Source organism: Magnetospirillum sp. LM-5, assembly GCF_902729445.1.
GTDB lineage: Bacteria > Pseudomonadota > Alphaproteobacteria > Rhodospirillales > Magnetospirillaceae > Magnetospirillum.
This window is the reverse complement of sequence record NZ_CACVCE010000056.1, coordinates 61724-76243: the sequence shown is the minus strand read 5'-3', so window position 1 is coordinate 76243 and position 14520 is coordinate 61724. Positions and strand designations below refer to the sequence as shown.

Below are 14520 nucleotides of genomic sequence, written 5' to 3'. Positions count from 1 at the left end.
GGGCGATGGTCGCCCGGCGCCCGCTCAGATGCTCAATTCGGCCTATTGGGGTAAAGTCCCTGCCCGACGATGCAGTAGGTCAAACCCATTTGCGGCGGAATGATCGACATCGGCACCGTCGGCGTATTGCCCGCAGGAGCAAGCGTGACGGTGCCGCCGGTAATGCCGCCGCCGCCGCCGCTGACGATGATCCCGCCAAGATTGCCGAACGTCGCCGGCGTGCCGGTGGCGTAAGGGCCGCTCAGAGTCACCGGATCGGGATTCTGGTTGGCGATGGCACTACCCGACAGATAGACGGTCTGGCCCGCACTGGCGGTCGAGGCATTGCCGGTCCCGGTCCCCGCCGAGATCGTCACCGCCAAAGGCGAGCCGACTCCTCCGCCGGTTCCGGTAAAGCTTGCCGTGTGGTCGTGGGGAACCAGAGGCACCGCATTGATGGAAAGGAGCTGATATTCCTGGCCGGCCTTGGCGCCCAACTGGACCAGACTCGTGCCGGGTCCCTGACCGGTGGAGACGACATTGCGGCCGCGCATGTCGGGCACGCCGAAGTTTTGAGAATTCCCGCCATAGATATTTTGGACCAGCGAGTACAAGGCCGCGTATTCGTTCACGGCCAGTTGCTGGCCGCTTGCCGAAACATAACCTTCTGGACACCACCTGAAGGCGAACACACAGACCTCGCCGATGGTGGGATCGACCCCGCAGGCCTGGGCCGGCGATGCATCGGCGACGATCAGGCCGGCCGACAACGCCAGTACGGCAGCCCCCGACGATAGAAGCGCTTTCGAATATGCGATCATGGATTTGCTCCGTCCATCAGGGGCGGGTCGGGTAGATGCCGTTGACCGCGATGCAGACCGTTTGACCGATCTGCGGAGGAAGGGTCGGAACCGCGGTGGTCGCGGCCTGCCCGGCGGGGCCGACGGTGACGGTGCCGCCGGTGATGCCGCCGCCACCACCCGTGGCGGAGATGCCGCCCAGATTGGCGGTCGAAGTCGGCTTGGAGGTGGTGTAAGGGCCGCTCAGGGTCACCGGATCGGGGTTCTGGTTGTTGATGGCGGCGCCCGACAGGTAAACCGTCTGGCCGCTGGTAACGGTCGAGGCGGTGCCGGTGCCGGTTCCCACCGGGACCGTGACCGTAGTCGGCGTCGAACTGCCGCCGCCGGTACCGACAAAGGTGGCCTGATGGGTATGGGCAACCAGCGGGACCTGGGACGAGGTCAAGAGCACCGATTCCTGGCCGCGCTTAAAGCCGATCTGAATCGGCGACAGACCGGTGCCCTGGCCGGTCCCGATCACGCTGCGGCCGCGCAGGTCGGGTAGATTGAAGGCGGTCCCCGGCGAGGTCGGGCCATAGGTGTTCCCGATCAGCGAGTAAAGCGCCTGATAGGCGTTGACCTGCAGGCTCCGTCCATCGGCAGGCAGGAAGCCGTCGGGACACCAATTGAAGGCATAGACGCACACCTCGCCGATAACGGGATCGGCACTGCACGCATGGGCGGGGTTGGTATCGGCGATCATCAGGCCGGCAGCCAGGATCACGGCGGCGCTTCCGGATAGAAACAGGGATTTCGACGAACCGAGCATGGGCACACCTCCAAGTTTTGGTTGAAACGCCAAGGGCATGACAAACCTTTCGGCCGCCCTTGGATGGAACGATCAGCAAACAAACGCAGGGGCGAGACGAGGGCTCGGCAGGACACCTGTCTTGCGGTTCTCCATCGAAGCGAGCGTGCCGGTCATCTCAGGGATTCCGCCTCGTATCGCCGGCGGCAAGCCACAAGCGGAAAAGTTATCAGGTCGAGGCAAAAACCTTCTATGCGCGTTATACCAGCACATAACGTCCCCCCAAGGCTGCCTAAACACCCTATCAATTCCTTTATAAAATGCAATTAGTCTTTTTCTGTTCTATGTATACGGGAGTTTACTCCCACCATGAGCCGACTAGTCTGTGCGCATCCTCTCGCCATTCAGCCCCGCACCAACGGCGCGAACAGACCAGCGCAGTCGCCCATGGGAAGCCAGACACCCCGCCTTGGCTGGGAATGGACTGGACTTTTCCATGTTTCGAATTTATCCGGGCGCCGTCACATATCATTACTTGAATTTGCGATCAGTTATGCTCCACAATGCAAAGCAACTTTTAGAACACGCTGAAGGGCCTCCCATTTCCTTGACATTGCCGAAAGCAACCAATTCCCCCACGACCGGCCGCAGCCCATTCCCGGGCCATTGTGTGGCCTTGATGCGCTTTCCCTGACTGGATCCGCCATGACCCATCTCGACCGCCCGTCCCGCAACCGCCCCGCTTCGCGGACGCCAATGATTCTTGCGCTGGAACAACGCTTCATGTTCGACGGCGCGGCGGTGGCCGAGGCCGCCCTGCAGGTCCAGCACGATCAGACCGTCGAGGCCCCGGAACCGGCTGCGCGCAAGGAGGTGGCATTCATCGACACCGGAATCGCCGATTGGCAGGACCTGGCGTCCGCCATGCGTTCCGACATCGAGGTGGTGACGATTGCGGCCGGCCAAAGCGGCCTTGACCAGATGGCCGAGTGGGCGGCCAGTCATTCCGGATACGACGCCATCCATGTCTTAAGTCACGGTTCGGAAGGCACCCTGCATCTGGGTGCCGATACCCTGACGGCCGCCAATCTGGCCGATGCCGGCGTTCAAGCCGACCTGTCCGCCCTGGGCGGCGCCTTGAAGGCCGACGGCGATCTGCTGGTCTATGGCTGTTCCGTGGCCGCCAATTCCGGCGGGCTGGATTTGATCACCGGCCTGGCGGCGGCGACCGGTGCCGACGTGGCGGCATCCGACGACCCGACCGGAAACAACGACAAGGGTGGCGACTGGGATTTGGAAAAGTCGGCGGGCTGGGTGGACAATCCGGGCGCCATCGAGAATGGCGATGCCTATGGCGGCATTCTGGGGCTGCCCAGTAACAGCACAAGTTTCTCGAACATCACCGCCACCACCTTCCAGAACACCGCCGCTGGCAACGGTGCGCCGGTGACGCAATCCGTCACCGACCTGGCCAGCACCGGGTGGGATATCTATTCCACCGTGCCGACCAACAGCGGCGGCACCATCCAAATCCGCGGATTCACCACGGTCGGCAGCACCGACAGCACCTCGGTCCGCGTCACCGGCGACAACGCGGAAATCGACTTCCGGCCCAACAGCACCTGCACGTTCGATTTCACCAGTCTGTCCATCCGCACCTCGGGCACCGGAACGGTGCGCATCACCGCGCTGGATTCGTCGTTCAACACCACAGCAAACACCATCGACACGACGATCAATTCGTCCGGGACGTTCGTCACCACCACCAGCGCCTCGGGTAATGCCGGCTTCAACGACATCTACGGCATCCGCATCTCGTTCGTGTCGGCGTCACAGGCGAACATGGCGCCCTATATCGACAATCTCGAGGTCACCGACATCAGGGTCCCGGATTCCACCCCGCCCACCTTCGACGTCGCCCCCGCCACCTCGTCGGTAGCCGACACCAGCCTGACCTTTTCGGGCAGCATCGACGAGGCCGGCACCGTCTATTATGTCGCGGTGGCCGACGGTGCTGGCGCCCCTTCGGTGGCCCAGGTCATGGCCGGCCAGGACAGCTCCGGCGCGGCGGCCACCAAAAGCGGCAATTCGGCGGTGGGCTCGGCGCCCTATACCGCCAGCTTCTCGGTGACCGGCCTGACCGCCGGCACCGGCTACGATTTCTACATGGTGGCCAAGGACAGCGCCAACAACCAGATGGCGGCGGTGACCAAGGTCGATGTCACCACCCTGCCGGCGGCCCCTGGCACGCCCGACCTGCAGGCCGGCAGCGACACCGGCAACTCGTCCACCGACAACATCACCAGCGCCACCACGCCCACCTTCGACATCACCGGCACCTTGACCGGTTCCACCGTCACCTTGTTCGACGACGTCAATTCCAATGGCGCGGTGGATGGGGGCGAATCGCTGGGCACCACCACCGGTTCCAGCGGCAACACCGTCTCGATCACCGCCGGTTCGGCGCTGTCGGCCGGTGCCCACAACATCAAGGCGATCCAGTCCAGCGGCGCCGGCACCTCGTCGGCCTCGTCGGCCTTGTCGGTGACGGTCGATACCAGCGGCCCCACGATCAATTCGGTGTCGGCACCAGCCAACGGCACCTATGTCGCCACCCAGAACATGGACTTCCTCGTCAACTTCAACGAGGCCGTCACCGTCAACACCGGCGGCGGCACGCCCCGCCTGGCAATCGACATCGGCGGCACCACAAAATACGCCACCTACAATTCCGGCAGCGGCACCACCCAGATCCGCTTCCGTTATACGGTGGAAAGCGGCCTGGCCGACACCGACGGCATCTCGGTGGGGACGCTGTCGGCCAATGGCGGCACCCTGCGCGACGCCGCCGGCAACGACGCCACCGTGACGCTGAACAACGTCGCCGGTACTACATCTGTGCTGGTGGATTCGGCCGGCCCGACGGTGGGATCGGTGTCGGTGCCGTCCAACGCCACCTATGGGACCAGCCAGAATCTGGACTTCACGGTCAATTTCAACGAGGCCGTCACCGTCAATACCGGCGGCGGCACGCCGCGCCTGGCGCTGGACATCGGCGGCACCACCAAATACGCCACCTACCAGTCAGGCACCGGCACCACCGCCCTGGTGTTCCGCTATACGGTGGAAAGCGGTCTGACCGACACCGACGGCATCACCGTCTCGGCCCTGCAGACCAATGGCGGCACGCTGAAGGACGCGGCGGCCAACGACGCCACCGTGACGCTGAACAGCGTCGGCGCCACCACCGCCGTCCTGGTGGATGCGGTCGGCCCGACGGTGGGATCGGTGTCGGTGCCGTCCAACGCCACCTATGCAACCAGCCAGAATCTGGACTTCACGGTCAATTTCAACGAGGCCGTCACCGTCAGCACCACCGGCGGCACGCCGCGCCTGGCCCTGGATATCGGCGGCACCACCAAGTACGCCACCTACCAGTCCGGCACCGGCACCACCGCCCTGGTGTTCCGCTACACCGTGGAATCAGGCCTGAGCGACACCGACGGCATCACCGTTTCGGCCCTGCAGGCCAATGGCGGCACGCTGAAGGACGCGGCGACCAACGACGCCACCGTGACGCTGAACAGCGTCGGTGCCACCACCGCCGTCCTGGTGGATTCGGTCGGACCGACGGTGGGATCGGTGTCGGTGCCGTCCAACGCCACCTACACCACCAATCAGAATCTGGACTTTACGGTCAATTTCAACGAGGCGGTCACCGTCAGCACCACCGGCGGCACGCCGCGCCTGGCCCTGGATATCGGCGGCACCACCAAGTACGCCACCTACCAATCCGGCACCGGCACCACCGCCCTGGTGTTCCGCTATACCGTGGAAACCGGTCTGAGCGACACCAACGGCATCACCGTCTCGGCCCTGCAGGCCAATGGCGGCACGCTGAAGGACGCCCAAAGCAACGACGCCACCGTGACGCTGAACAGCGTCGGCGCCACCACCTCGGTCCTGGTGGATTCGGCGGCGCCGACGCTGTCCTCGTCCACGCCGGCCGACAACGCCACCGGGGTATCGCCCACCGCCAACATCGTGCTGAACTTCAACGAGAACGTCGCCAAGGGCACCGGCAACATCCTCATCAAGAAGACCAGCGACAATTCGATCATCGAGACCATCGACGTCACCAGCGGTCTGGTCACGGTGTCCAATGCCCAGGTGACCATCAACCCGAATTCCACCTTGGCCGATTCCACCGAATATTATGTCCAGGTGGCATCGACCGCCTTCGTCGATGCTTCGGGCAACGCCTATGCCGGCATCGCCGATACCACCAGCCTGTCATTCAGCACCCCCGACACCACGGCCCCGACGCTGTCGTCGTCAAGCCCGGCCGACAACGCCACCGGCATTTCGCGAACCGCCAACATCGTCCTGACCTTCAACGAGAACGTCGCCAAGGGCACCGGCAACATCGTCATCAAGAAGACCAGCGACAATTCGACGGTGGAAACCGTCGATGTGACCTCGGGCCTGGTGACGGTGAGCACCAATCAGGTGACCATCAATCCGTCGGGCGATCTGGTGTTCGGCACAGAATACTACGTCCAGGTCGATGCCGGGGCGATCAAGGACACCTCGAACAACAATTATGCCGGCATCGCCAGCACCACCGCGCTCAGTTTCACCACCGGCGGGCCGGCGGTGACCGGGGTCACCGGCGTCAATGGCAGCTACAAGGCCGGCCAGACCGTCGATATCACCGTGGCCTTCGAAAGCGCGGTCGATGTCACCGGCACGCCGACCCTGACGCTGTCCAATGGCGCCACCGCCAGTTACCTGTCCGGCACCGGCTCCGCCAACCTGGTGTTCCGCTATACCGTGGGGGCGGGCGAGACGGCGGCCGACCTGGATTATTCCAGCACCAGCGCGCTGTCCCTGGCCGGCGGCACCATCGTCAACAACGGCGGCGCGACGGCGGCGGTGCTGACCCTGGCCAGCCCGGGCGCGGCCAACAGCCTGGGGGCCAACCAGGCCATCGTCATCGACACCACGGCGCCGCGTGTCACCTCGATCGACCGGCAGAGTCCGGCGGGGGCGACCACCAACGCCAATTCGCTGGTCTGGCGGGTCACCTTCGACGGCGCCGTCACCAACGTCGATACCACCGATTTCACCGTCAGCGGCACCACGGCGACGGTGACAAACGTCGCCTCGGCCGGCGGCAACGCCTATGACGTCACCGTGTCGGGCGGCGATCTGGCCAACCTGAACGGAACGGTGACGCTGGCCTTCGCCGGCGGCACCAACATCGCCGACGCCGCCACCAACGCGGTCAACACCACCCCGACCGGCACCAACAACACCACCTACACGGTGGACAACACGGCGCCGACCGTAACGTCGATCACCCGCCAAACGCCATCGACCTCGCCGACCAAGGACGATTCGGTGACCTGGCGGGTGACCTTCGTCGAGACGGTGGCCAACCTGGACACCACCGATTTCACCGTGTCGGGCACCACGGCGACGGTGACCAACGTCGCCTCGGCCGGCGGCAACGCCTATGACGTCACCGTGTCGGGCGGCGATCTGGCCAGCAAGAACGGCACCGTCACCTTGGCGTTCGCCGGCGGCCAGAACGTGACCGATTCGGCTGGAAACAGCCTGACCGCCACGGCGCCGACCGGGACCAACGTTGCCACCTTCGTCCTCGACAACACCGCGCCCAACGTCCCGACACTGACCGCCACCGGCGGGACCTCGACCTCGGTGCCGGTGACCGGCACCGCCGAGGCCAACGCCACGGTCAAGATCTATGACGGCGCGACCCTGCTGGGCACCGTCACCGCCGACGGTGCTGGTGCCTGGACCTTCTCCGCCAACCTGGCGGTCGGCTCCCACAGCCTGAAGGCCACCGCCACCGATACGGCCGGCAATGTCTCGGGCGATTCCAACCTGGCTTCGGTGACGATCACCGCGCCGCCGCCGCCACCGCCGCCGCCGCCGCCGCCACCGCCGCCGCCGCCGCCGCCGCCGCCGCCGCCGCTGCCGTCCGACCCGCCGCCGGCACCCAAGCCCGCCCCGCCGCCGGCTCCGCCTGCGCCGCCGCCGACGGCCGCGGTCCCGGCGCAGCCGGCCGGTGGCCTGACCGCCGCCGCCCCGAACGCCTTCCAGGTGGTGGTCGCCGCCAAGGCGGCTGGGGCCGCCGATTCGTTGGTCGCCGTCAAACCGGTGGTGCCGGTGGCGCTGGGCACCGACGGCCGGGTCAACTTCACCTTGCCGACCGACACCTTCGCCCACACAAGGGCCGACGCCACGGTGCAACTGAGCGCCGCCCAGGTCAACGGCCAGGCCCTGCCGGGCTGGCTGGCCTTCAACCCCAAGACCGGCAGTTTCGTCGGTCAGCCGCCGCCCGGGGTGACCGGCGAGGTAGTGGTCCGCGTCATCGCCCGCGACCAGCAGGGCCGCGAGGCGGTGGCGGTGGTGCGTATCAACGTCGCCGTTGGCGGCGGTGCGGCGCAGCCGGGTCAGGGCCAAGGCCAAGGCCAAGGCCAGCCGGGTGGCGGCGAGGGTCAGGGCCAACAGCCCGGCGGCGAAGGCCAGGGCCTGCAGCCCGGCGGCGAAGGACAGCCGAATGGCGGTCCGGGCCGAACGGGTGAATTGGCTCCGGGCGCCGATATCGTGCCGATCCGCCTGGGCAAGGCCGGCTTCAGCGAACAATTGCGCCTAGCCGGGCGTTCCACCTTGGCCGGACGCCACGCGGCATTGCTGGCGGCCGCCCAGCAGATCACACGTCTGTCTTCTTAAGCATGATGAAGGTTCAGGGGGTATTGGGTTTCATGACGAATTCGACCGGTTCCGCTTCCCGCGCCGCCCGCCTGTTGGCCGCGGCCTCGACCCTGGTGCTGCTGTCGGCCTGCGCGGTAACGCCCGAGCCCTTCACGCCGTCGGACTTCCAGGCGGCGGCTTCGGCCGACCGCAAGGCGATGTTCGAGGGACAGCCGGCGCTGACCAAGCCGCTGACCCTGGAAGACGCGCTGGCCCGGGTGCTGAAGTACAATCTGGACAAGCGCGCCAAGATGATGGAGGAAACGCTGGCCCTGGGGCAGCTGGATCTGTCGCGCTTCGACCTGTTGCCCAAGATCGCCGCCAATGCCGGCTATACCGGCCGCTCGGAAGCCAACGCGACGCGCTCACGCGATTATTACACCCAGACCACCAGCAGCAGCTCGAACCCGACCTATTCGGCCGACCGCGACGCCATCACCGCCGATCTGGGCCTGACCTGGAACATCCTGGATTTCGGCGCCAGCTATTATTCGGCCAAGCAGAACGCCGACCGTGCCCTGATCGCCGCCGAGCGTCGCCGCAAGGCGGTGGCCAACCTGGCCCAGGAAGTGCGCTTCTCGTTCTGGCGGGCGGCCGCCGCCCAGGCGCTGAAGGACAAGGTGGTCAGCGTGATCACCCTGGCCGAAAACGCCCTGAACGACGCCGAGAAGGTCGAGAACGAGCGGCTGCGCAACCCGACCGAAAGCTTGCGCATCCAAAAGACCCTGCTGGAAAGCATCCGCCAGCTCGAAGCCATCGACCAGGAGCTGACCAGCGCCAAGGCCGAGCTGGCCGCCCTGATCAACATGGCCCCCGGCAGCGATTTCCGCCTGGCGGTGCCCGCCACCACCGCCATGCCGATCCCGGAATGGTCGGCCTCGCTGGAAACCATGGAAGAGCAGGCGCTGGCCAACAACCCCGATGTGCGCGAGCAGGATTATCAGGGCCGCATCACCGCCGACGAGACCCGCAAGGAAATCCTGAAGCTGCTGCCCGGCATCAATTTCAGCCTGTCGCGCCAGTACGACCACAATTCCTTCCTGATGGAAAACCGCTGGTACGAAGCCGGCGCCAAGCTGAGCTGGAACCTGTTGAACCTTTTGTCGGCGCCCGACCGGCTGGACCATGCCGACAAGACCGAGCAGGTGGCCACCGCCAAGCGGCTGGCGTTGCGCATGGCGGTGCTGGCCCAGGTGCATGTGGTGTCGCACCAGTTCAAGTCGGCGGCGCGCCAGTTCGACCGCGCCGACAAGCTGTGGAAGATCGAGACCCGGCTGGCGGCGGCATCCGACAACCAAAGCCGCGGCGGCACCGCCAACGAGATCGAGCGCGTCACCACCGAGACCTCGGCCATCGCCGCCGAGTTGCGCCGCTACCAGACCTATGCCCAGATGCAATCGGCCTTCGGCAAGCTGCAGGCCACCATCGGCATCGACCCGCTGCCCGCCGAGGTGGCCGGCCACGATCTGGACTCCTTGAGCGAAAGCCTGGCCGCCGTTCCGGCCGAACCGGCAGCCGCGCCCCTTCCGGCGGCCTCGTCCGAGCCGGCGGAGCTGGCCGAACCGGCGTCGACGGCTGACCGACTGAAGGGTCTGATCGAGTCCATCGGCGAATGGCTGTCGGTCAAGCCCGAGCCCCAGGAACAGGCGATGCGCGACCACATCCAAACCCTGGTGGCCGAGTCGAACCCATGAGGTACCGGGGCGCCGTGATGGCGCTTTGCCTGCTGGCCGCCACCCCGGCCGGCGGGCAGGAGGCGGTCATCCCGGTCCAACTGGTCGCGGTTCAATACACCACCTTGTCGTCGGAGCTGGCGGCCAAGATCGACCGCATCGCCGTCAAGGAAGGCGAGCGTTTCCGCGAGGGCCAGGTGCTGGTGGCGCTGGATTGCACCATCCAGCGCGCCCAGTTCGAAGAGGCCCAGGCCGTCCTGGCGGCGGCCGAGCGATCGAAGATTGTGCACAAGCGCCTGCTGGAACTGAACTCGGCCGGCCAACTGGAAACCGAAAAGGCGGCATCGGAAGCCGCCGTCGCTCAGGCCAAGGCGCAATCGGCTCGGGCGATCTTGTCCAAATGCGCCATTCACGCCCCCTTCTCGGGTCGCGTGGTCGAGCAGAAGGCCAGGCCCCACCAATATGTCCAGGCCGGCCAGCCGGTGCTGGAGATCATCGACGATTCCACCATCGAGGCCGAGTTCATCGTGCCGTCGGCGTGGGTCAGAAGCGTCAAGCCGGGGGCGATCATCCAGGTGGCGGTCGAGGAAACCAAGAAAAGCTATGCCGCCAAGGTGGTGCGCATCGGCGCCAAGGTCGATGCCGTCAGCCACTCGGTCAAGGTGGTGGCCGAGATCAAGGCCGACAGCACCGAATTGATGGCCGGGATGACCGGGCGGGTGACCGGGGCACCCGGCGCGCCGTGAGCGCCGAGCTATCGCCACTGGCCGCCCTGCTGGCGCTGGAACAACAGATTCGCACCGCCGAGAATGCGGCCGCCCTGCACTTCGTCATCGTCAACGACATCCGTATGCTGGTCGAGTACCGCCAGGCGGCGCTGTTTTCCGCCGACGGCGCCTTGCTGGCGGTGTCGGGCGTCGATGCGGTCGAGCGGTCGTCGCCCTTCGCCCAATGGGTCGAGCGGGCGTGCCGGCATCTGGCCGCCGACCGACCGCTGGTGGCCGGGGCCACGGCCCTGAACAGCCAGGATGGTGCCGAATGGGGCGACTGGCTGCCGGCCTGTGCCTTGTGGCTGCCGCTGACCGGGCCGGACGGGCGCAAATTCGGCACCTTGCTGCTGGCCCGCGAGGCACCTTGGACCGAGGCCGACCTGACCCTGACCGAGCGGGCGGCATTGATGGCCGCCTTCGCCCTGGCCGCCCGCGACCGGCCGGCGCCGTGGCAGACCTGGGTGCGGCGCATCCGCCACACCCCGCGCCTGCGCCTGGCGGCGGCGGCGGCCTTGCTGCTGGCCCTGATCTTTCCGGTGCGGTTGTCGGTACTGGCGCCGGCCGAGATCGTCGCCAGCCGGCCGGCGGTGATTCGCGCGCCGATGGACGGCACCATCGAGGCCATCCTGGTCACCCCCAACCAGGAGGTGGCGGCCGGCACTTTGCTGGCCAGCCTGGACCGCACCACCCTGGAAGGCCGCGCCGAAGTGGCGCGCAAGGCGGTGGCCACCGCCCAGGCCGAACTGGACCAGGTGACCCAGCAATCCTTCTTCGACCCCAAGGCCAAGGCCCAGGTGGCGGTGATCAAGGCCCGCATCGAGGAACGCAGCGCCGAGTTGGCGCAATTGGCCGACCAGTTGGACCGCAGCCGGATCAAGGCCCCGCGCGCCGGCACCGCCATCTTGGACGATCCGGCCGAATGGCAGGGCCGGCCGGTGGCGGTGGGCGAGCGCATCCTGGCCATCGCCGACCCGGACGAGGTCGAGGTCGAAGCCTGGCTGGCCCCGGCCGACCTGATCCTTCTGGAAGCCGGTGGGCCGGTGACGGTGTTCCTGAATTCCGACCCGCTGTCGGCGCTGTCGGCGTCGCTGCTCTATGTCACCTACGAGTCCATCGCCCGCCCCGACGGCCAGATGGCCCACCGGGTCAGGGCCAGGCTTGCCCCCGACAGCCATGCCCGGCTGGGCCGCAAGGGAACGGCCCGCCTGGATGGACGGCGGGTACCGCTGATCTATTGGCTGGCCCGGCGACCGCTGGGGATCATCCGGTCCAGCCTGGGATTCTAACGATGCAGGCGGCGGTCCTCGAGAAAGCGCGATCCCTGGCCCCAATCATTGTTGATCAACATCAGGTCGATGGTGGCAGCGCGCATCCGGTCGGGCTGTCTGGCCCGGGAATCCTCGGCCAGCATCATTTCGGCCTCGCGCAAGGGCTCGAGCCCGACATTCTTGTCAAAACGCTCAAGCGTCACCGCGATCTGACGGTTCGAAGAGCCCACCTCGCCGGCCCATGCCGGCCAAGCCGCCACCAGGGCGGCGATCACAGCCAGGCGCCACATCGTCGTCACTCCGTGTCGCGACCATCGCATCGAGGTCGCCCATGATGACTGATATGGTGATGCTTCCGCCCCTTCGCGAGGAGCTGTCGTTGCATTCCGGACCGGCGGCGCATGACGGCTCGCCCACCTGGACCATCCGCGACCCGGTGCGCAACCGCTTCTACCGCATCGGCTGGCCCGCCTTCGAGATGCTGAGCCGCTGGCATCTGGGCGACGCCCGGGCGGTGGCGCAGGATTTGCGCGACCACACCACCTTGCAGGTCGATATCGAGGACGTCGGCCAGATGGCCCAGTTCCTGGCCGGCCACCTGTTGACCCGGCCGATGGGGCCACGCGACACCGCGCGGCTGATCGAGCGGGCGGCGGCGCAGAAACATTCGTGGTGGAACTGGCTGTTGCACCATTACCTGTTCTTCCGCATTCCGCTGGTCCGCCCCGACCGCTGGCTGGGGGCCAGCGTGCACCATGTGCGTTGGCTGGGCGGCCGGGGCTTCATGGTCGCCACCGCCTTGGCCCTGCTGGCCGGGCTGGTGCTGGTGGGGCGTCGCTGGGACGAATTCGCCGCCACCTTGGTCGATACCTTCTCGCCGTCCGGCCTGGCCGCCTATGGGCTGGCGCTGACCGTGGTCAAGGTAGCGCACGAACTGGCCCACGCCTATACCGCGCGGCATTACGGCTGTCGGGTGCCGACCATGGGGCTGGCCTTCCTGGTGATGTGGCCGGTGCTCTATACCGACGTCAACGAGGCGTGGATGCTGGCGTCGCGCCGCCAGCGCCTGCGGGTCGGCGCCGCCGGCATCATGGCCGAGTTGGCCATCGCCGCCTGGGCCACCCTGGCCTGGGCCTTCCTGCCCGACGGGCCGGCCCGGCAGGCGGCCTTCGTGCTGGCGGCGCTGTCGTGGGTGTCGTCGCTGATCATCAACCTGTCGCCGTTCATGCGGTTCGACGGCTATTTCCTGCTGATGGACGGGCTGGAACTGCCCAACCTGCATCCCCGGTCCTTCGCCATGGCGCGCTGGTGGCTGCGCGAGGTCTTGTTCGACCTGGGCGAGCCGGCGCCCGAGCCGATGGCGCCGGCCCAGCGCGCCGCCATGATCGCCTTTGCCGTCCTGGTGTGGATCTATCGGCTGACCTTGTTCCTGGGCATCGCCGTGCTGGTCTACCATTTCTTCATCAAGGCGGTCGGCATCATGCTGTTCGCGGTGGAAATCGGCTGGTTCGTGCTGATGCCGCTGGTCAGCGAAATCCGCGAATGGATCAAGCGTCGCCCGCTGATCGAGAAACGGCAACGCTGGCGCCTGACCGGGGGGCTGCTGGCCGCCTTGCTGGTGGCTCTGGCCCTGCCGTGGCCGACCCGCATCGAGGCCCCGGCCATCGTGCGCGCCCATCCGGTCACCATTCTTTACCTGCCCGGCCCGGCCCGGCTGGCCGAGCGACAGGTCGGCCCCGGCCAGATGGTGCGGGCCGGCCAGATGATCTATCGCTTCGATTCACCCGACCTGGAGCGGCGCCTGGCCATCGTCGATGCCCGACTGGCCGGTCGCCAGGGCGAGTTGGAAACCGCGCGGCTGGATATGGCCTATCGCGAGCGTTTGTCGGTCCTGACCGAGGACATCGCCCGCCTGCAGGCGGAACATGCCGCCCTGGTCGCCGAGCGTGAGCGCCTGAACATCACCGCCCCCCATGACGGTCGCCTGCTCGATCTGCCGCCGGCCCTGGATGTCGGCGACTGGGTGTCTGTGCACCTGCCGCTGGGTTTGGTCCAAGGACATGCCGGAGCGGTCGCCATCGCCTATGTCGCCGAACATGATCTGGGTCGCATCGGCGCCGGTGCCGCGGTGACGGTGGTGCCGACCAGCCTGGACCATGACCGCCTGAGCGGGACGGTCGCCACCATCGAGCCGGCGCCGGTCAAGCTGCTGGCCGACACCAGCCTGGCCAGCCAGCAGGGCGGCCCGATCGCCACCTTCGCCAGCCAGGCCGGCCCGATCCCGGAAAGCCCGTGGACCCGGGTGACCATCACCTTGGATCAGGCGCCGCCGGCTCACGAATTGCCGGCCACCGCTTTGATCGAGGCCGAACCGGCCAGCCCGTTGGGCCGGCTGGCCCGCTCGGTGCTGATCATCCTGGTGCGCGAATGGGGGGCTTGATCCGCCTCAAGGTCCGGGCC

The 14520-nt window shown here is 66.9% G+C and carries 8 protein-coding genes; 5 read left to right on the top strand and 3 right to left on the bottom strand.

Features of this window, described 5'->3' with window-relative positions; all coding sequences use genetic code 11:
- Positions 1-32: 32 nt before the first annotated feature.
- Both MTBLM5_RS15675 and MTBLM5_RS15670 read right to left on the bottom strand, forming a co-directional pair.
- Positions 33-800, bottom strand: coding sequence for a phage tail protein (locus tag MTBLM5_RS15675; RefSeq protein ID WP_173977000.1), 768 nt, complete (start codon positions 798-800; stop codon positions 33-35).
- A 16-nt stretch (positions 801-816) separates the two neighbouring features.
- Positions 817-1587 carry a phage tail protein gene (locus MTBLM5_RS15670; protein ID WP_173976999.1) on the bottom strand — a complete coding sequence of 257 codons (771 nt, stop codon included), beginning with the start codon at positions 1585-1587 and terminating at the stop codon, positions 817-819.
- A gap of 684 nt (positions 1588-2271) precedes the next feature.
- On the opposite strand from MTBLM5_RS15670, the gene MTBLM5_RS15665 reads away from it, so the two are divergent.
- From MTBLM5_RS15665 to MTBLM5_RS15650, 4 genes are read left to right on the top strand one after another with little or no spacing between them, the layout of a single operon-like run.
- Positions 2272-8328 carry a DUF4347 domain-containing protein gene (locus MTBLM5_RS15665; RefSeq protein ID WP_173976998.1) on the top strand — a complete coding sequence of 2019 codons (6057 nt, stop codon included), beginning with the start codon at positions 2272-2274 and terminating at the stop codon, positions 8326-8328.
- A 32-nt stretch (positions 8329-8360) separates the two neighbouring features.
- A complete protein-coding gene (locus tag MTBLM5_RS15660; protein ID WP_173976997.1) occupies positions 8361-10043 on the top strand; it encodes a TolC family protein in 1683 nt (560 codons plus the stop codon).
- Positions 10040-10768, top strand: a complete 729-nt coding sequence (locus MTBLM5_RS15655) for an efflux RND transporter periplasmic adaptor subunit (RefSeq protein WP_173976996.1) — start codon at positions 10040-10042, stop codon at positions 10766-10768. The genes MTBLM5_RS15660 and MTBLM5_RS15655 overlap by 4 nt, the downstream gene beginning before the upstream one ends.
- The gene (locus MTBLM5_RS15650; protein ID WP_173976995.1) at positions 10765-12078 is read left to right on the top strand and encodes an efflux RND transporter periplasmic adaptor subunit; all 1314 of its coding nucleotides are present in this window, start codon (positions 10765-10767) and stop codon (positions 12076-12078) included. The genes MTBLM5_RS15655 and MTBLM5_RS15650 overlap by 4 nt, the downstream gene beginning before the upstream one ends.
- Here the strand turns inward: MTBLM5_RS15650 and MTBLM5_RS15645 are convergent.
- Entirely contained in the window at positions 12075-12350 is a 276-nt protein-coding gene (locus MTBLM5_RS15645; RefSeq protein ID WP_173976994.1) for a hypothetical protein, read from the bottom strand. The two genes, MTBLM5_RS15650 and MTBLM5_RS15645, sit on opposite strands and share 4 nt — an antisense overlap.
- Positions 12351-12409: 59 nt before the next feature.
- Here MTBLM5_RS15645 and MTBLM5_RS15640 point away from each other — a divergent pair, with 59 nt between their 5' ends.
- A complete protein-coding gene (locus MTBLM5_RS15640) occupies positions 12410-14500 on the top strand; it encodes an HlyD family efflux transporter periplasmic adaptor subunit (protein ID WP_254431087.1) in 2091 nt (696 codons plus the stop codon).
- Positions 14501-14520 lie beyond the last annotated feature (20 nt).